Origin of the sequence: Kluyvera intermedia (genome assembly GCF_034424175.1) — a bacterium.
GTDB classification, from domain to species: domain Bacteria; phylum Pseudomonadota; class Gammaproteobacteria; order Enterobacterales; family Enterobacteriaceae; genus Kluyvera; species Kluyvera intermedia.
Window position 1 is genome coordinate 1,712,908 of sequence record NZ_CP139986.1, and the last position, 17,415, is coordinate 1,730,322.

General features: G+C 54.3%; 18 protein-coding genes. 11 read left to right on the top strand and 7 right to left on the bottom strand.

Translation table 11 applies throughout. The features are described 5' to 3' along the window. The first annotated feature begins 55 nt into the window (after positions 1 to 55). From U0026_RS08175 to U0026_RS08195, 5 genes are all read left to right on the top strand, one after another. Positions 56 to 1,291 carry an MFS transporter gene (locus tag U0026_RS08175; RefSeq protein WP_062779495.1) on the top strand — a complete coding sequence of 412 codons (1,236 nt, stop codon included), beginning with the start codon at positions 56 to 58 and terminating at the stop codon, positions 1,289 to 1,291. A 68-nt stretch (positions 1,292 to 1,359) separates the two neighbouring features. Beyond that, positions 1,360 to 2,277: a glycine betaine ABC transporter substrate-binding protein OsmF gene (gene osmF / locus U0026_RS08180; RefSeq protein WP_062779493.1), complete on the top strand. Its 918-nt coding sequence runs from the start codon at positions 1,360 to 1,362 to the stop codon at positions 2,275 to 2,277. 12 nt (positions 2,278 to 2,289) lie between these two features. Continuing rightward, positions 2,290 to 3,444 carry an ABC transporter permease gene (locus U0026_RS08185; protein ID WP_062779491.1) on the top strand — a complete coding sequence of 385 codons (1,155 nt, stop codon included), beginning with the start codon at positions 2,290 to 2,292 and terminating at the stop codon, positions 3,442 to 3,444. Further along, complete coding sequence (locus U0026_RS08190; protein ID WP_062779498.1) at positions 3,437 to 4,384, top strand: ABC transporter ATP-binding protein; 948 nt, start codon at positions 3,437 to 3,439, stop codon at positions 4,382 to 4,384. The genes U0026_RS08185 and U0026_RS08190 overlap by 8 nt, the downstream gene beginning before the upstream one ends. After that, positions 4,368 to 5,105, top strand: a complete 738-nt coding sequence (locus tag U0026_RS08195) for an ABC transporter permease (protein ID WP_062779489.1) — start codon at positions 4,368 to 4,370, stop codon at positions 5,103 to 5,105. The genes U0026_RS08190 and U0026_RS08195 overlap by 17 nt, the downstream gene beginning before the upstream one ends. On the opposite strand, the gene U0026_RS08200 is transcribed toward U0026_RS08195, so the two are convergent. Both U0026_RS08200 and U0026_RS08205 read right to left on the bottom strand, forming a co-directional pair. After that, the gene (locus U0026_RS08200; protein WP_073971239.1) at positions 5,080 to 5,193 is read right to left on the bottom strand and encodes a protein YohO; all 114 of its coding nucleotides are present in this window, start codon (positions 5,191 to 5,193) and stop codon (positions 5,080 to 5,082) included. The two genes, U0026_RS08195 and U0026_RS08200, sit on opposite strands and share 26 nt — an antisense overlap. A 59-nt stretch (positions 5,194 to 5,252) precedes the next feature. After that, complete coding sequence (locus U0026_RS08205; protein ID WP_062779487.1) at positions 5,253 to 5,972, bottom strand: MerR family transcriptional regulator; 720 nt, start codon at positions 5,970 to 5,972, stop codon at positions 5,253 to 5,255. A gap of 211 nt (positions 5,973 to 6,183) precedes the next feature. On the opposite strand from U0026_RS08205, the gene U0026_RS08210 reads away from it, so the two are divergent. From U0026_RS08210 to U0026_RS08220, 3 genes are all read left to right on the top strand, one after another. Beyond that, positions 6,184 to 7,869 carry a sensor histidine kinase gene (locus U0026_RS08210; RefSeq protein ID WP_062779485.1) on the top strand — a complete coding sequence of 562 codons (1,686 nt, stop codon included), beginning with the start codon at positions 6,184 to 6,186 and terminating at the stop codon, positions 7,867 to 7,869. Beyond that, positions 7,866 to 8,585, top strand: a complete 720-nt coding sequence (gene btsR / locus U0026_RS08215) for a two-component system response regulator BtsR (protein ID WP_062779483.1) — start codon at positions 7,866 to 7,868, stop codon at positions 8,583 to 8,585. The genes U0026_RS08210 and btsR overlap by 4 nt, the downstream gene beginning before the upstream one ends. A 109-nt stretch (positions 8,586 to 8,694) precedes the next feature. Beyond that, entirely contained in the window at positions 8,695 to 9,168 is a 474-nt protein-coding gene (locus U0026_RS08220) for a YehS family protein (protein ID WP_062779497.1), read from the top strand. Positions 9,169 to 9,234: 66 nt separating this feature from the next. Here the strand turns inward: U0026_RS08220 and U0026_RS08225 are convergent, their stop codons facing one another. Together U0026_RS08225 and metG are read right to left on the bottom strand one after the other, a co-directional pair. Next, complete coding sequence (locus tag U0026_RS08225; protein ID WP_062779481.1) at positions 9,235 to 9,756, bottom strand: YehR family lipoprotein; 522 nt, start codon at positions 9,754 to 9,756, stop codon at positions 9,235 to 9,237. 220 nt (positions 9,757 to 9,976) lie between these two features. Beyond that, entirely contained in the window at positions 9,977 to 12,010 is a 2,034-nt protein-coding gene (gene metG / locus U0026_RS08230; protein ID WP_062779479.1) for a methionine--tRNA ligase, read from the bottom strand. A 136-nt stretch (positions 12,011 to 12,146) separates the two neighbouring features. Here metG and apbC point away from each other — a divergent pair, with 136 nt between their 5' ends. Together apbC and U0026_RS08240 are read left to right on the top strand one after the other, a co-directional pair. Then, the gene (gene apbC, locus U0026_RS08235; RefSeq protein ID WP_062779478.1) at positions 12,147 to 13,256 is read left to right on the top strand and encodes an iron-sulfur cluster carrier protein ApbC; all 1,110 of its coding nucleotides are present in this window, start codon (positions 12,147 to 12,149) and stop codon (positions 13,254 to 13,256) included. Between the two features lie 274 nt (positions 13,257 to 13,530). Continuing rightward, on the top strand, positions 13,531 to 13,863 hold the full coding sequence (locus U0026_RS08240; protein WP_241973964.1) for a hypothetical protein: 333 nt from the start codon (positions 13,531 to 13,533) through the stop codon (positions 13,861 to 13,863). A 42-nt stretch (positions 13,864 to 13,905) separates the two neighbouring features. Here the strand turns inward: U0026_RS08240 and U0026_RS08245 are convergent, their stop codons facing one another. Then, on the bottom strand, positions 13,906 to 14,223 hold the full coding sequence (locus U0026_RS08245; protein WP_062779474.1) for an RcnB family protein: 318 nt from the start codon (positions 14,221 to 14,223) through the stop codon (positions 13,906 to 13,908). Positions 14,224 to 14,378: 155 nt separating this feature from the next. Between U0026_RS08245 and U0026_RS08250 the strand changes: the two genes are divergently transcribed. Then, positions 14,379 to 15,269: a LysR family transcriptional regulator gene (locus tag U0026_RS08250; protein ID WP_062779472.1), complete on the top strand. Its 891-nt coding sequence runs from the start codon at positions 14,379 to 14,381 to the stop codon at positions 15,267 to 15,269. Positions 15,270 to 15,362: 93 nt separating this feature from the next. Here the strand turns inward: U0026_RS08250 and speG are convergent, their stop codons facing one another. Together speG and U0026_RS08260 are read right to left on the bottom strand one after the other, a co-directional pair. Next, complete coding sequence (gene speG / locus U0026_RS08255) at positions 15,363 to 15,920, bottom strand: spermidine N1-acetyltransferase (protein WP_062779471.1); 558 nt, start codon at positions 15,918 to 15,920, stop codon at positions 15,363 to 15,365. Positions 15,921 to 16,066: 146 nt separating this feature from the next. Beyond that, entirely contained in the window at positions 16,067 to 17,410 is a 1,344-nt protein-coding gene (locus U0026_RS08260; RefSeq protein ID WP_062779469.1) for an NCS2 family permease, read from the bottom strand. Positions 17,411 to 17,415: the final 5 nt, after the last annotated feature.

Here is a 17,415-nt window from a genome sequence, read left to right on the forward strand (position 1 = left end):
GCACATTTGTAGCCCGGCCAAGCGAAGCGCCGCCGGGATTTTTTGGATAAGAAACATGACCGATCAGACTTTATATATTCAACAGGGTATCTGGGCGCGCCTGGGCCTGCCACGCGAGCTGGCCTGGGGCTTTGTTGGCGTCTTCCTGTTTATTACCGGCGCAACCATCGAACAAAGCTGGCTGGCATCGCTGCTGCAACAACGCGGGTTGGACGCGGTGGACATCAGCCTGCTGTCATCGGTATTTGGCCTGTGCGTCGCGGCTATCTCGTGGTTTTCCGGGATTGGCGCAGGCGTACTGGGTGTACGCCGTTTGATGTGGCTGGCGACCGTGCTCTATTTTGTCGGCTCCATCCCGTTTATTTTTGTCGCGCTGCCCGACGGCAATTATCCGCTGATGATGGTGACCTACGCTATTCGCGGAATGGCTTATCCGCTGTTTGCCTACTCGTTTTTGGTGTGGATTAACCAACGCTGCGAAACGCGTATTCTGGGCCGGGCGGTTTCCTGGTTCTGGATTGCTTTCGGTGTCGGCATGACCATCGTTGGCCCATGGTTCTCCGGCTTTATGATCCCACGGCTGGGTGAAACCACCACCTTGCTCTCCGGCTTTATCTTTGTGCTGGCGGGCTGCGGCTGCGCACTGATTCTTAACCGTGATAAACCGCAGTGGCAGCGGGATCTGGCGGTGGGACACGCGCTGGCAGAAGGGATCATCGTACTGGTACGCGAACCCAAAATGCGTCTTGCGGTCATGGTGAAAACCATCAACGACATCGGCAAATTCTCACTGGTGATTCTGATGCCGGTCTATCTGCCGCGCTTTGGTTTTAGCATTGAAGAGTGGCTGACCATCTGGGGCCTGGTGAATGTGGTGAATATTTTCGCCAACTATTTCTTTGGCTGGCTGGGCGACACCATCGGCTGGCGCAATACGGTGGTGTGGTTTGCCGGAACCCTATGCGGATTGTCGGCGCTGGCGGTGTGCTATGCGCCAGTGCTGTTTGGTCACAGCAGCACAGCGCTGGTTATCGCGCTGGCGGTTTATGCCATTGGTCTGGGCGCATTTGGCCCGCTGAGTGCGCTCATTCCGTCGCTACTGCCGGAAAATAAAGGGGCGGCAATCTCGTGTCTGAATCTCGGTTCCGGTCTGAGCAACTTTGTTGGGCCGCTTATCGTTACCTTGTGCGTGAATCCGTTGGGAGTGGAGGGCACATTATGGGTGATTGCGCTGCTTTACTTCGCCGCAAGCCTGCTCACCATCCCATTAAAAATGCCAGAAAACAGCTAATTGGCGAAAAATCGTCTACGCTTTTTGCTTAAGCGCTGCGTTAAGTGAGCAAAAAAAGAGGAAAGCGTATGACGATTTTACGGGGATGGACTGGGACGCTGGTGCTGCTGGCGGCGGTTAGCCTGCCGTTGCAGGCGGCTGAGCCGGTAAAAGTGGGCTCGAAAATAGATACCGAAGGCGCGCTGCTGGGTAATATTATTCTGCAGGTGCTGGAAAGCCACGGGGTGAAAACCGTCAACAAAGTACAACTGGGTACCACCCCGGTCGTGCGCGGGGCGATAACCACCGGTGAGCTGGATATCTACCCGGAATACACCGGCAACGGCGCATTCTTCTTTAAGGAAGAAAACGATCCTGCGTGGAAAAATGCCAAAGATGGGTACGACAAAGTCAAAAAGCTGGATGCCGAGAAAAATCACCTCGTCTGGCTGACCCCAGCTCCTGCCAATAACACCTGGACTATTGCCGTACGCAAAGATGTGGCGGAAAAAGATAAACTGACCTCGCTTGCCGATCTCAGCCGCTATCTCAAAGCGGGTGGGACGTTCAAACTTGCCGCCTCCGCTGAATTTATCGAACGAGCCGACGCGCTTCCGGCATTTGAAAAAGCCTACGATTTTAAACTCAATCAGGATCAGTTGCTGTCACTGGCGGGAGGCGATACCGCAGTGACGATTAAAGCCGCCGCCCAGCAAACCTCCGGCGTGAACGCGGCGATGGCCTACGGCACTGACGGCCCGGTGGCCGCGCTAGGCCTGCAAACCCTGAGTGACCCGAAAGGCGTACAGCCGATTTATGCGCCAGCGCCTGTGGTGCGTGAAGCAGTGCTGAAAGCCTACCCGCAACTCGACGAGTGGCTTAAGCCGGTCTTTGCCAGCCTTGATGAGAAAACCCTGCAAACGCTGAATGCAAAAATTGCGGTGGAAGGGCTGGATGCCAAAAGCGTAGCCGCGGGTTATCTGAAACAAAAAGGGTGGGCGAAGTAACCGGTTAATCGTATGCCTCGTTGTTATCACCGAGTGGTGGCGTTGCTGGCGCTGATGCTGCTGGCTGCCGCCGCATTGCCCTTTGTTAATTTTGCCCCAAACCGTCTGGTCTCGGGCGATGGCCTGTGGCTATGGCAAATCTGGTCATTCCCTCCGCTGGCGCTGTTGCTGGTCCCCCTCCTGTTTTTGTTGCTCAGTTATCTGCCCGGACGTCTTGCTAACCTGCTAATTCTGCTGCTGGCGCAGGGTGGTTTCACGCTGCTGCTGTGGATGAGCGGTGAGGCGGCTAACCGGCTGGCGGAAACCAGTAGTCCGCTGGCGCGAACCTCGCCCGGCAGCGGACTATGGTTATCGCTGCTGCTGACGCTGCTTATCGCCAGTGAAGCCATACGGCGTCTGATCACGCATGTTCTAGGGCGCTGGCTGCTTAACGCCCAGCTATGGTTACTGCCGTGCTGGCTGGTATGGAGCGGCGCGCTGGACGGATTGTCGCTGATGAAAGAGTACGCTAACCGGCAGGAGACGTTTGACGACGCGTTGCATCAGCATCTGACGCTATTGTGGGGCACGTTGCTACCGGGATTATTGATGGGCGTGCCGCTAGGGCTCTGGTGCTGGCGGCACCCACGTCGGCAATCCAGCGTGTTTACGCTGCTCAATATTATTCAGACTATCCCCTCGGTGGCGCTGTTTGGTCTGCTTATCGCGCCGCTCGCAGGCCTTGTGCAACGTTTCCCCTGGCTGGCAACGTTGGGCGTCGCAGGCACTGGCCTGACACCGGCGCTGATAGCACTGGTGCTTTACTCGCTGTTGCCGCTGGTGCGCGGTGTGGTCGCCGGGATGCAGCAAGTATCGCCTCAGGTGCTGGAGAGCGCTAAGGCGATGGGCATGAGCCGCAGCCAAACGTTGTTCCGCGTTCAGCTACCGCTGGCGCTGCCGGTGCTGATACGTAGCTTGCGGGTGGTGGTGGTGCAAACCGTCGGAATGGCGGTTGTCGCGGCATTGATTGGCGCCGGCGGTTTTGGCGCATTGGTCTTCCAGGGGCTGCTCAGTAGCGCCTTAGATCTGGTCTTACTTGGCGTGATCCCGGTGATCGCGCTGGCGGTGGTGATGGACGCGCTGTTCAGCCTGGCCGCCACATTATTAAAAGGAGATGCCGGTGATTGAATTCAGGCAGGTCAATAAATCCTATGGCGCACACTCCGCCGTGAAAGACCTCTCCTTACGGCTGGAAGAGGGGGCCTTTTCGGTGCTGATTGGCACTTCCGGCTCGGGGAAATCAACCACCCTGAAGATGATCAATCGCCTGGTGGAACCCGATAACGGCATCATTCGTTTTGCCGGGCAGGATATTCGTGAGCAGCCGCTGCTGGCGCTGCGTCGGCGGATGGGTTACGCCATTCAGTCGATAGGCCTGTTTCCCCACTGGACGGTGGCGCAGAACATTGCCACCGTGCCGCAGTTGCTGAAATGGCCGAAGGCGAAAGTCAATGCACGCATTGATGAATTAATGGCGTTGTTGGGGCTGGAACCGTTGCTGCGGGCGCGTTATCCGCATCAATTGTCCGGTGGCCAGCAGCAGCGCGTAGGCGTGGCGCGGGCGCTGGCGGGTGATCCGGAAGTGCTGTTGATGGATGAACCCTTTGGCGCGCTCGACCCGGTGACGCGCAGTGCGTTGCAGCAGGAGATGCGGCGTATTCATCAATTGCTGGGGCGCACTATCGTCCTGGTCACCCACGATATCGATGAAGCGCTGCAACTGGCCGATAACCTGATTTTGATGGACGGTGGCGAGGTGGTGCAGCGGGGGACGCCGTTGGAAATGCTCAGCGCGCCGGGCAGCGAGTTTGTCCGCACTTTCTTTGGCCGCAGTGAGTTGGGTGTCCGCTTGCTGTCATTACGTCAGGTGGCTGACTATGCCCGCTCCGGCGAACGAGCAGAAGGTGAGCCGCTGGCCGCAAATCTCTCGCTGCGTGACGCGCTGTCGGGCTTTATGTCACAGCGGCGGACGGTACTGCCGGTGGTCGATGATGTGGGAACGCCGTGCGGCGCATTACATTTTGCCGATTTGCTGCGTGAGGAGTCAGACGATGCGCGTGTTCCGTGACCCGCTGACGTGGCTGCTGGTGCTGTTTGCCGCACTGCTTGCCGGTCTGCCCTACAGCGAGCCGCTGTTTCACGCGCTGTTTCCTGAGCAATCGCGCCCGCTTTATCAGCAGGCGGGGTTTGCGGCGCTCACGCTGGCACATGCTGAACTAGTAGGGATCTCAAGCCTGGTGGCCATTGTGGTTGGCGTCAGCGCTGGGGTTATCGTCACCCGTCCGGCGGGACGTGAGTTTCGTCCGCTGGTGGAAACACTAGCGGCGATGGGCCAGACCTTCCCGCCGGTGGCCGTACTGGCGATGGCGGTGCCGGTAATGGGTTTTGGTGAAAAACCGGCGATTATCGCGCTGATTCTTTACGGTATTCTTCCCGTGTTGCAAGGCTCGCTCGCCGGTCTGGCGGCGGTGCCCGCAGCCGCCTTAAGCGTGGCGGAAGGGATGGGGATGACAGGCTGGCAAAGGCTGTGGAAAGTGGAGTTGCCGCTCGCGGCACCGGTTATTGTGGCAGGCATTCGCACGTCGGTGATTGTGAATATCGGCACGGCGACGATTGCTTCCACGGTTGGCGCGAATACGCTGGGCACGCCAATCATCATCGGCCTAAGCGGGTTTAACACGGCCTATGTGGTGCAGGGGGCAATACTGGTGGCGCTGGCGGCGATTATCGTCGACCGCGCCTTTGAGCGGTTAAGCCAGCGGCTCAGCCGACACCGCCACGCACAATAAATGAATATCCTGCGAGCATCACGCCGCCGATGCCGCTGATGGCCATAAAGGCGAACAGCACAATCGCTGCAAGTTTAGTTGACTTCATGGTGTACTCCTTTTGTTAACCAAAAGATTATACCGCGAAGCCGTTCTGTTAACGAACGATTAATTGGCAGGAAGGGCGAAGGCAATGCCGTCCTCTTGCCAGCGGGTCAACTGATGCTGCTGCATCGCGTTGGGAGCGGAACCGCACCACACCAGCAGCGTTTGGCCGGGGAAATGCTCCGGCTGCACGTGGGCGAGCGAATGTGCCAGCACATCAACACGCCAGCCTTGCTCGCAGGCGACCCAACCTTCCAGCCATAAACGCGTTAAGTCAGTAATGTTCCAGCCCACCACTAAGGCGTGTGGCCCGGATTTTCGCCGGGCGGCGGAAAGGCTTAATGCAATATCGTTTATCAACACCCCGTCAAGCAGGCCCAGCAGCGTGTGCAGCGGCAGTTGCAGGCTTTGTAAGCGCAGGCGCAGCGGGGTGAAAAGGTTATCAACGAGCTCGCGCGCGCTGTGGGCGTGACGCAATTCCTTCACCCATTGACGAAGATGATTAAGATTACCGTTACGTAAATCACGCAGTGCCAGCTCCTGCTGTTCCCGCCAACCATCCACCTGTTCACTGAGCAAACTTTTGACTTTACTGACCTGCACGCCGGTTTCGATCCAGCGCTGAATTTCGCGGATGCGATCGATATCCGCATCGTTAAACAGCCGGTGACCGCCGTCGGTACGCTGCGGTTTGATTAACGCATACCGCCGCTGCCAGGCACGCAGCGTAACGGGATTGATATCGCACAACTGTGCCACTTCGCCAATCGTGTAAAGCGCCATCTTTCCTCCGGCATGCGTTTCCCCATTTAACTTTAGACCGGGTTTGCTGTGTGATTATTTTTTATCCATTTCTTTTCGTGGTGGAAGGGATAAAATGTGATCGGTAGCATTTTTTGCACTTTTTTTGCCAGGTTTCAAAGAAAGTTATGCCAACTATGTGTATGTTACGCAGTTTTGTTACGCAGTTTTATTTCTCCTGTGGTGATTGGGTATGTACGAGTTTAATCTGGTGTTGCTGCTGCTTCAGCAGATGTGCGTCTTCCTGGTTATTGCCTGGTTAATGAGCAAAACGCGGCTGTTTATCCCGCTGATGCAGGTCACCGTGCGCCTGCCGCACAAGCTGCTGTGCTACGTTACCTTCTCCATTTTCTGTATTCTCGGCACCTATTTCGGTTTGCACATTGAAGATTCCATTGCCAACACTCGCGCCATTGGTGCGGTCATGGGGGGGCTGCTGGGCGGCCCGGTCGTCGGCGGCTTAGTCGGTTTCACCGGCGGATTGCATCGTTACTCAATGGGCGGCATGACCGCGCTCAGCTGTATGATTTCCACCATGGTGGAAGGGCTGCTTGGCGGGCTGGTGCACAGCATTCTGATTCGTCGGGGTCGCCCGGATAAAGTCTTTAGTCCGTTGACGGCAGGGGCGATAACTCTGGTTGCCGAACTGGTACAGATGCTGATTATTCTGCTGATTGCCCGTCCGTTTGAAGATGCGCTGCATCTGGTGCAAAGCATTGCGGCGCCGATGATGGTGACCAACACCGTGGGGGCAGCGCTGTTTATGCGTATCCTGCTGGATAAGCGGGCAATGTTTGAAAAGTACACCTCGGCTTTTTCGGCGACAGCGCTGAAGCTTGCGGCCTCAACGGAAGGGATATTGCGCAAAGGCTTTAACGAAGAGAACAGCATGAAGGTGGCGCAAGTGCTGATTCAGGAGCTGGATATTGGCGCGGTGGCGATAACCGACCGCGAGAAGCTGCTGGCTTTTACCGGTATCGGTGAAGATCACCACCTGCCGGGCAAGCCCATCTCCTCACGCTATACGCAAAAAACCATCGAGACGGGTGAAGTGGTGTACGCCGACGGCAATGAAGTGCCGTATCGCTGCTCGATTCACCCGAACTGCAAACTGGGCTCGACGCTGGTGATCCCGTTACGCGGTGAAAATCAGCGGGTGATTGGCACTATCAAATTATATGAAGCTAAAAACAGGCTGTTTAGCTCGATTAACCGCACGCTAGGCGAGGGGATTGCACAACTGCTGTCGGCGCAAATCCTCGCCGGGCAGTACGAACGCCAGAAGGCGCTGCTCACCCAATCCGAGATTAAACTGCTGCATGCGCAGGTCAATCCGCACTTTCTGTTTAACGCGCTCAATACGCTAAAAGCAGTGATCCGCCGTGATAGCGAGCAGGCCAGCCAGTTGGTGCAGTATCTGTCGACCTTCTTTCGTAAAAACCTCAAACGCCCGTCGGAGATTGTCACGCTGGCGGATGAAATAGAGCATGTGAATGCCTATCTGCAAATTGAGAAAGCGCGTTTTCAATCGCGTCTGTTGGTGCACCTGGATATACCTGACGCGCTATCGCGCCAACGTTTGCCCGCGTTCACCCTGCAACCTATCGTTGAAAACGCCATCAAACATGGCACGTCGCAGCTTCTGGAGGTGGGGGAAATCACTCTTCGCGCGCGCCGTCAGGGGCAGCATCTGGTGTTGGATATTGAAGATAATGCTGGGCTGTATCAGCCCAATGCCGAGGCGAGCGGCCTGGGCATGAGCCTGGTAGATAAGCGCCTGAGAATGCGCTTTGGCGACGAATGCGGGATTGCCGTCGCTTGTGAAGCTGACCGCTTTACGCGTGTCACGCTGCGGTTACCTCTGGAGGAGAACGCATGATTAAGGTGCTGATTGTTGATGATGAACCGCTGGCGCGGGAAAACCTGCGGGTGCTGCTGGAAACGCAGGCCGATCTGGAGATTGTCGGCGAGTGCTCAAACGCGATAGAAGCGATTGGCGCGGTGCATTCGCACCGGCCGGATGTATTATTTCTCGACATCCAGATGCCGCGTATTAGCGGGCTGGAAATGGTGGGGATGCTCGACCCGGAACATCGTCCCTACGTGGTATTTCTCACCGCCTTTGATGAATATGCGGTGAAAGCCTTCGAGGAACATGCGTTTGACTACTTGCTCAAGCCGATTGAAGAAAAGCGCTTAGAGAAAACGTTAATGCGTTTGCGTCAGGAACGCACGGTGCAGGATGTGTCGGTGCTGGGTGAAAACCAGCAAGCGCTGAAGTTTATTCCCTGTACCGGACACAGCCGTATTTATCTGTTGCAGATGGACGATGTGGCGTTTGTCAGCAGCCGCATGAGCGGGGTGTACGTGACCAGCGGTGAGGGTAAAGAAGGGTTTACCGAATTAACGCTGCGCACGCTGGAGAGCCGGACGCCGCTGATTCGCTGTCATCGCCAGCATTTGGTGAATATGGCGCATCTGAAAGAAATTCGCCTTGAGGATAACGGGCAGGCTGAGCTACTGCTGCGTAACGGGCAAACGGTGCCGGTCAGTCGTCGCTATTTAAAGACCCTGAAAGAAGCGTTGGGGCTGTAATTCGTGTATACTCGTCGCGCTTAAGATTGTCGGGGTATTCGCCACAATCTGAATGGCTTTGAGTCAAGAATTCGCCACCGCATTTTTCATCACCATCACCGAAGGCACTATGGTCAGTAACGATATTTTACGCAGCGTCCGCTACATCCTGAAAATCAACAACAACGATCTGGTGCGTATTTTCGCGCTGGGTGAGGTCGAAGTCACGGCGGAACAACTGGCTCCGTGGCTGCGTAAAGAGGATGAAGAGGGCTTCGTTCGCTGCCCGGATATTCTATTGTCGCGCTTCCTGAACGGTCTTATCTATGACAAGCGCGGTCGCGATGAGTCAGCACCTGCGCTGGTGGTTGAGCGTCGCATCAACAACAACATCATGCTGAAAAAGTTACGTATCGCGTTTTCGCTCAAAACCGACGACATTCTGGCGATTCTGACCCAGCAGCAGTTCCGTATTGGGATGGCGGAAATTACCGCCATGATGCGTGCGCCGGAACACAAAAACTTCCGCGAATGCGGCGACCAGTTCCTGCGCTATTTCCTGCGTGGGCTGGCGGTGCGTGAGCATGCGGTCAAAGCGAAGTAATCTGTGTTGACGACAGGCCGGATGACGCTTCGCGCATTCGGCTGCCGTTATTTCCCTTCGTCGAGGTTATTTAACCTCATCAAATTCCTGTTCCTGTAAAAATTTCTCTACCCCGCTCATCGTCAAATATTTCACCGAGCAGTCGGCAATAATCATCCCGATCGAAATTTCTTTTAGTGCGCAAAGCTTACTGATATTTGCCTGGGTAAAATCGATATTTAGATTTTCATATGCCCGTTCGTGCTTATATTCCACCGTTTGGCTGACTCCGCTCATTTTTGAATAAGCATCAGAAATTTTACCCATTATTCCCTTTGCTTCCATTATGTTCTTCGCTGGCAAAACGCGGTAGGGGATCGTGTCCTCGGTGGTTTGGCTTAGGACAACATCGTTTTTATAGTGATAGGTAATTTTGATATCTAAATCCCCCACCTGGCGGCGGAAAGTTTTGTGCATCTCAGGCTGGCTGCTAGCGGCAGTTTGCTGGATGAAATTTTGGGCTGTGTCTTCTTTTGAATCACAGCCGGACATAATTGTTACCAGCAGGGCAGCGGTAATGGCGAGCAATAGTTTTTTTGCAACGGGCATGTGAATTCCTTTTCATCTCAATAATGTTCCCCTAAAAGGGAGCGAGAAGTATTGATGATGTGGGGAATGAGGGAAAGGGTGAATATTTGATGAGCGGAGGTTTTCAGAATTTATCAAGATAACGGCTATGAACCAGTAGCCCGGCTTCACTGCGTGACGCCGGGGGATTCCCGGAGTCGGCGCTTACGCACCTCGTCCGGGCTACTTGAGTGGGGTGGGGTTATTTTACCTGCTGACCCGGCTTAGCACCGTCATCTGGGCTTAACAGGAAGATATCCTGACCGCCAGGGCCTGCTGCCATCACCATACCTTCGGAAATGCCAAAGCGCATTTTACGCGGTGCGAGGTTGGCAACCATTACCGTCAGGCGACCAATCAGCGGCTGCGGATCCGGATAAGCAGAACGAATGCCGGAGAAGACGTTGCGTTTTTCACCGCCAATATCCAGCGTTAAACGCAGCAGCTTGTCGGAGCCTTCCACGAACTCGGCGTTTTCAATCAGCGCCACGCGCAGGTCGATTTTGGCGAAATCGTCGAAAGTGATGGTTTCCTGAATCGGATCGTCAGCCAGCGGGCCAGTCACCGGAGCGGCTGCGGCTTTCACCTCTTCTTTAGAGGCTTCCACCAGGGCTTCAACCTGTTTCATCTCAATGCGGTTGTACAACGCTTTGAAGGTGTTGATCTTATGACCGACCAGCGGCTGATTGATAGCATCCCAGCTCATGTCGGTGTTGAGGAACGCTTCGGTACGTTCTGCCAGTTCAGGCAGCACCGGCTTAAGCCAGGTCATCAGCACGCGGAACATATTCAGACCCATGGTGCAGATAGCCTGCAGGTCAGCGTCACGGCCTTCCTGTTTAGCAACAACCCACGGAGCCTGCTCGTCAACATAGCGGTTTGCCACGTCAGCCAGTGCCATAATTTCACGAACGGCTTTGCCGAATTCACGGCTTGCCCACGCTTCACCAATGGATTCCGCCGCATCGGTGAAGGTTTTGTACAGCTCAGGATCGGCAAGCTCTGCAGACAACACGCCGTCGAAGCGCTTGGCGATAAAGCCAGCGTTACGGGACGCCAGGTTGACAACTTTGTTCACGATATCTGCATTCACGCGCTGAATGAAATCTTCCAGGTTCAGGTCAATATCATCGATGCGTGAAGAGAGCTTGGCGGTGTAGTAGTAGCGCAGGCTGTCAGAATCGAAGTGCTTAAGCCAGGTGCTGGCTTTAATGAAAGTACCGCGAGATTTAGACATCTTCGCGCCGTTCACCGTCACGTAACCGTGTACGAACAGGTTGGTCGGCTTGCGGAAGTTACTGCCTTCCAGCATGGCAGGCCAGAACAGGCTGTGGAAATAGACGATATCTTTGCCGATAAAGTGATACAGCTCGGTGGTAGAGTCTTTTTTCCAGTATTCGTCAAAGCTTGTGGTGTCGCCGCGCTTGTCGCACAGATTCTTGAAGGAACCCATGTAGCCAATTGGCGCATCCAGCCAGACGTAGAAATATTTGCCCGGCGCGTCAGGGATTTCAAAGCCGAAGTACGGTGCATCGCGGGAGATATCCCACTGCTGCAGGCCGGATTCAAACCACTCCTGCATTTTGTTCGCCACCTGCTCTTGCAACGCGCCGCTGCGGGTCCACGCTTGCAGCATTTCGCTAAAGGACGGCAGGTCAAAGAAGAAGTGCTCAGACTCACGCATCACCGGGGTCGCACCGGAAACCACGGATTTTGGCTCGATAAGCTCGGTCGGGCTGTAAGTTGCGCCGCAGACTTCGCAGTTATCGCCGTATTGATCCGGTGATTTACATTTCGGGCAGGTACCTTTGACGAAACGGTCTGGCAGGAACATGCCTTTTTCCGGATCGTAAAGCTGAGAGATGGTGCGGTTTTTAATAAAACCGTTCTCTTTCAGGCGACCATAAATCAGCTCAGACAGCTCGCGGTTCTCATCGCTGTGCGTTGAGTGATAGTTGTCATAGCTGATGTTAAAGCGCGCAAAATCAGTCTGATGCTCCTGACTCATTTCGGCAATCATCTGCTCTGGCGTGATACCTAACTGCTGTGCTTTCAGCATGATAGGCGTACCGTGGGCGTCGTCCGCACAGATGAAGTTAACCTCGTTGCCGCGCATTCGCTGGTAACGGACCCAGACATCAGCCTGGATGTGCTCCAGCATATGGCCGAGGTGGATGGAACCGTTGGCGTACGGCAGTGCGCACGTTACCAGAATTTTCTTCGCGACTTGAGTCATAGTGGGTATTACTTCTTCTGTTGTAAAAAGGGGTTTTGATATTACCAAAAGGGTAGAAGGTGCGCCATATATGGATGCCCGTTACCTGTGGTAGACTTAGACGTACTGAGCATGTCAAAACAACAAAGGAGTCGGGATGAACTCAGAATCCCAGGCCAAATCACCTGAACGTCTACGTGCGATGGTGGCCGGCACGCTGGCAAACTTCCAGCACCCAACCTTAAAGCACAACTTAACGGCGCTGAAAGCGCTGCACCACGTCGCCTGGCTTGACGACACCGTGCACATCGAACTGCAAATGCCGTTTGTCTGGCATAGCGCCTTTGAAGAATTAAAAGAGCAAACCAGCGCTGAACTGCTGCGTGTCACCGGCGCGAAAGCTGTCGACTGGAAACTGTCGCACGCTATCGCCACCCTGAAACGCGTGAAAAACCAGCCTGGCATCAACGGCGTGAAAAATATTATCGCCGTCAGTTCCGGTAAAGGTGGAGTGGGCAAATCGTCTACCGCCGTTAACCTGGCGCTGGCGCTGGCTGCCGAAGGGGCAAAAGTGGGCATCCTCGATGCCGATATTTATGGCCCTTCCGTACCGAACATGCTGGGTTCAGAAAACCAGCGTCCGACGTCTCCGGACGGCACGCATATGGCGCCAATTATGGCCCATGGCCTGGCAACTAACTCCATCGGTTATCTCGTCACCGACGACAATGCCATGGTATGGCGCGGCCCAATGGCCAGCAAGGCGCTGATGCAGATGCTGCAAGAAACGCTGTGGCCAGATCTGGACTACCTCGTGCTCGACATGCCGCCGGGCACCGGTGACATTCAGCTGACGCTGGCGCAGAACATCCCGGTTACCGGGGCGGTCGTGGTCACCACGCCGCAGGACATTGCACTGATTGACGCCAAAAAAGGCATCGTGATGTTCGAAAAGGTGGAAGTGCCGGTTCTGGGCATTGTGGAAAACATGAGCATGCACATTTGTAGCCAGTGCGGTCATCATGAACCTATTTTCGGCACCGGCGGTGCAGAAAAGCTGGCTGAGCAATATCATACCCAGCTGCTGGGGCAGATGCCGCTGCACATCAATCTGCGTGAAGACCTGGATAACGGTACGCCAACCGTGATTGCACGTCCGGACAGTGAATTCACCGAGATTTATCGCCAGCTAGCCGGGCGCGTTGCCGCGCAGCTTTACTGGCAGGGTGAGGTGATCCCAGGCGACATCGCGTTCCGCGCGGTGTAACCGGCTATCAATAGTACGGCGGTTTATTGCCGTACTATTGATTATTATTATATTCATTTTTATTATTTCTGATTCCCAATCATTTCATTTATCAATGCGCCTCGTGGTTAATTAATTTCACGTAATGTTATTGCATGGCTATATTGACGCTTATCAATAAAACAATTAAGCAACATTGCTTTCCTGATGACAGCATGCGAACTTTTATTTGATACCTGAACGTAAATACTCGTCAGGCGATTCAAATATGAGAGTTCATGCGGTGGTGGAGGTCATGATGAATAATGCAGCGCTGATAATAAATCTACGTGAATTATTGATAATTCTTATGCATAACCGAACGTTATGCGAGCGTTCGGCGGATGCGCTACGCTACTGCCGGGAACACATTATCGAAAAAGAGATATCGGTAGGGGTTTACGGTGAATATCGGGAAGTGATCGATCAGCTGCATGATTTAGCGAATAAGGACAATCGGGATGCGCCAGATGATGTATTACGCAGCGGCGGTGATTTATTATTAAGCATCCTTTTATTATATGACAGGCTGGCATCCGACATTGCCGTATCTGAATATATTCAGAAAAACAATGCATTCTACTTTTAATTAAATAATCTGCCAGCGGCGCGTGACGCCGCTGGCTTCTTTTTAGCGGTGATAGAAAATTTCACCATCGTAAACTTTGCTAATTTTGCCGTCCGCATCACCGATCTGCACATAGTTACCGCCCATGTACGTCCAGTGTGTACCCGCATCAGGCGCTGGCAGGTTACGCTGTTGCCATTGCTTGATATTGTACTCGGGCGTCAGATAAATGGCCGGTGCGTTATCGCCAATCTTGAATTGCGTGAAATCGGCAGTGAACTCTTTCAATTCATATTGCGCGATCCCCGTTGCGGGTGCCGCCCAGGCAGCACTCGCCGTTGCTAACAGTACGCCCAGAAGCATCATTTTTGTTTTACGCATACTATCCCCGTTATTATCCTGGATATAAAATTACCGCCACGTATGATTCCTGATGCGCTGCCACAAAGGCAAGCGCTGCTTTCTTAAAAAGTGTAAGCAAACGGTGAAGACCTCTGTTTTGAGGATTAATCTGCCCCCGTCTTTGAGGTACTACCATGTTCAGGCTGGAAGATTTATCGCTGTTCGTTCGCGCCGCTGCGTTCAGTAGTTTTAGCGATGCCGCGCGCGAAGCTGGCATTCCCCCGGCGCAGGTCAGCTCGGCGATTAAACGCCTGGAGACCGCGCTGAACATTCGCCTGTTTGCTCGCTCGACTCGCAGTCTGCGGTTAACGGTAGAAGGGGAGACCTGGCTGCCGTTTGCCGAGCAAATGCTGGACACGCTGCAAAGCGGATTACAAAAAATTCATACGTCGGACGATGAAGTGGGTGGCACACTGCAAATTGCCGTGCCGTCAGATTTGGGTCGTAACCTGCTGCTTAACGTGTTTCGCGAATTCCGTGAGCGTCACCCGGCGTTGAGGCTGCGGATAGTGTTCTCCGATCATCGCACCGATGTGTTTAAAGACCCGGTGGATGTCGCTTTTCGCTACGGTGACAATGATGATGCGTCGTTTATCTCACTTCCCGTGGCCCCAGAAAACCGCCGCGTGCTGGTGGCCTCTCCGGGATGGATAGCCCGTCATGGCGAACCGAAAACGCTGGCTGACCTCGAAAAATGTAATGCGTTAACTTATGTCCTTCGCGGCAGAGTGTTTGACCGCTGGTCATTGAGCCGGGACGGCGTGGAGCACACTGTCCAGGTTTCCGGCAGCATTACCAGCGATGACGCTGAAGTGATCCGTCGGCTGGCGATTGCCGGAGAGGGGATTGCCTTTAAATCCGCGCTGGATGTTCGTGATGACGTGCGGGAAGGGCGCTTGCAGGTGCTGTTACCTCAGTATCAAGGTGACACGGTACCGCTGAATATGATTTGCCCGCATCGTAAGCAGCTCTCTGCGGCGGTGCGGCTGTTGTATGACGAGGTAAAGGCACGTTGTGTTAGCTGATTTTACCGTTCACCATCACCTCGTAGGCCGGATAAGGCGAAAGCCGCCATCCGGCAATTTTCACCAGCGTGCCTGATGACGCGACGCTTATCTTTACTGCGCTGTCGGCTTCAATAAACCGCCTGTCGTTTTGTTATGTTCTAAATACTGGTTCTGGAAAATACACATTCTTATCGTGTTACGGTACTCACCGTTCACAAAAAACTCATGTATTAACTCACCTTCCTGAATGAAGCCAAGCTTACGATAAATATGAACGGCTTTGGCGTTCTCTTTATCCACTATAAGGTATAACTTATACAGGTTCAGTACGGTAAACCCGTAATCCATTGCCAGTTTAGCCGCACGCGTTGCCAGCCCTTTACCCTGAAACTCCGGGGAGATGATAATCTGAAACTCGGCGCGTCGGTGAATATGATTTATTTCAACAAGCTCTACCAGGCCCGCATTGTTGCCATTGAAAGAGATAACAAACCGGCGTTCGCTCTGATCATGAATGTGCTTATCATAAAGATCGCTCAGCTCAACAAAGGCTTCGTATGGCTCTTCAAACCAATAGCGCATCACGCTGGCGTTATTATCGAGTTGATGAACAAAGCGCAAATCTTCTCGCTCAAGAGGTCTTAGTTTTACTTCTGATTTTTCTGACATATTATTTCTCACGACTTATCATAGGCTGGAAATATATTAGCTTACTATAATGACGTCATCATGATTTTAAAATAATTACAATCTGTGTCTAATGTCCAGCTGTATATTTATGCAGCCCGCCAGATGGGCTGCGTAAATATGATGACTTAGTGTCTCACCAGCGTGGCAAAGTAATAGACCAGCGGCACGGCCAGGATCCACAGCCCCAGCGGGATCTCGCGCCATTTCCCCGCGATGGTTTTGATCACCACATAAAACAGCAGCCCACCGGCGATCCCGGTGCCAAAACTGTTGGCGATAAGGGTGATCATCACCATCATCAATACCGGCAGCCCGTCGGTGAAGTTTGCAAGGTCAACCTTGCGCAGCCCACTGAACATATTCAGGCCAATCAGGATCAACGCGGGCGCGGTGGCTTCTTTCGGGATCATCAGCGCCACCGGGGTGAACAGCAACATCAGCAGGAACATTACCGCTGCCGCCAGCGCCGTCAGGCCGGTTTTACCACCGGCTTCAGCGGCTGCCGACGATTCAATCAGCGCGGTCGCCGCCGGAATACCTAACCACGGCCCGGCGGCCGCCGCAATCGAGTCGACCATAAACGGGCGATTGATATGAGGCATGTTGCCTTCTTCATCCAGCAGTCCGGCCTCACCACCGACCGCCAGCGTGGTGCCCATGGTGGAGAAAAACTCAGAGGCAAAAAAGACAAACAGGAACGGCAGAAAGGCGATGTTGAGCGCGCCAAGCATATCAATCTGCCCCAGCACCGGCGTCAGCGAGTGCGGCACGTCGATAAAATGGCTTGGCAAACGGGTCACGCCCGCCGGAATGCCGACCAGCGTGGCGAATAAAATTGCCCACAAAATCGCCCCCGGAATACGACGAGCCTGAAGGGCGATGGCGAGGAACAGCCCGCATAGCGCGACCAACGCACCTGGAGTGAGAAAATCGCCCAGCATCAGCGAGTTGGTTTTGGCGTTCGCCAGCACCAGACCGGCATTACGAAAACCGAGTACTGCGACAAACAAGCCGATGGATGCGGTCAGCCCAAGCTTTATCGACTGGGGCACTGAACGGGTGACGACTTCACGCAGGCCAAATTTGGTCAGCAGGAAAAAGAGGATCCCCGACCAGCAGGCAATCCCCAGGCCAATCGGCCAGCCGATGTGTTCGCTGCCCGCCAGCGTCACGCCGACCAGCACCGAACCGCCGATGCCTGGGCCGACAATAAACGGCAGGTTGGCGTAAAATGCCATCAGCAGCGTCCCGCCGACAAACACCAGAATGGTGCCGGTGGTTGCCGCACCTTTATCCATTCCGCCCACGGCCAACAGGCCCGGAATGACCACTAAAAGATAGGCGGCAGCAAGAAAGCCGGTGACGCCCGCCAGACACTCGGTGCGTAGCGAGCTGCCGCGAGAATAGAGCGCAAAGCGGCGTTCCAGCCAGTTCCCGGAAGTTGAAGATTGAAGGGTATTATCGGCCATTGTGT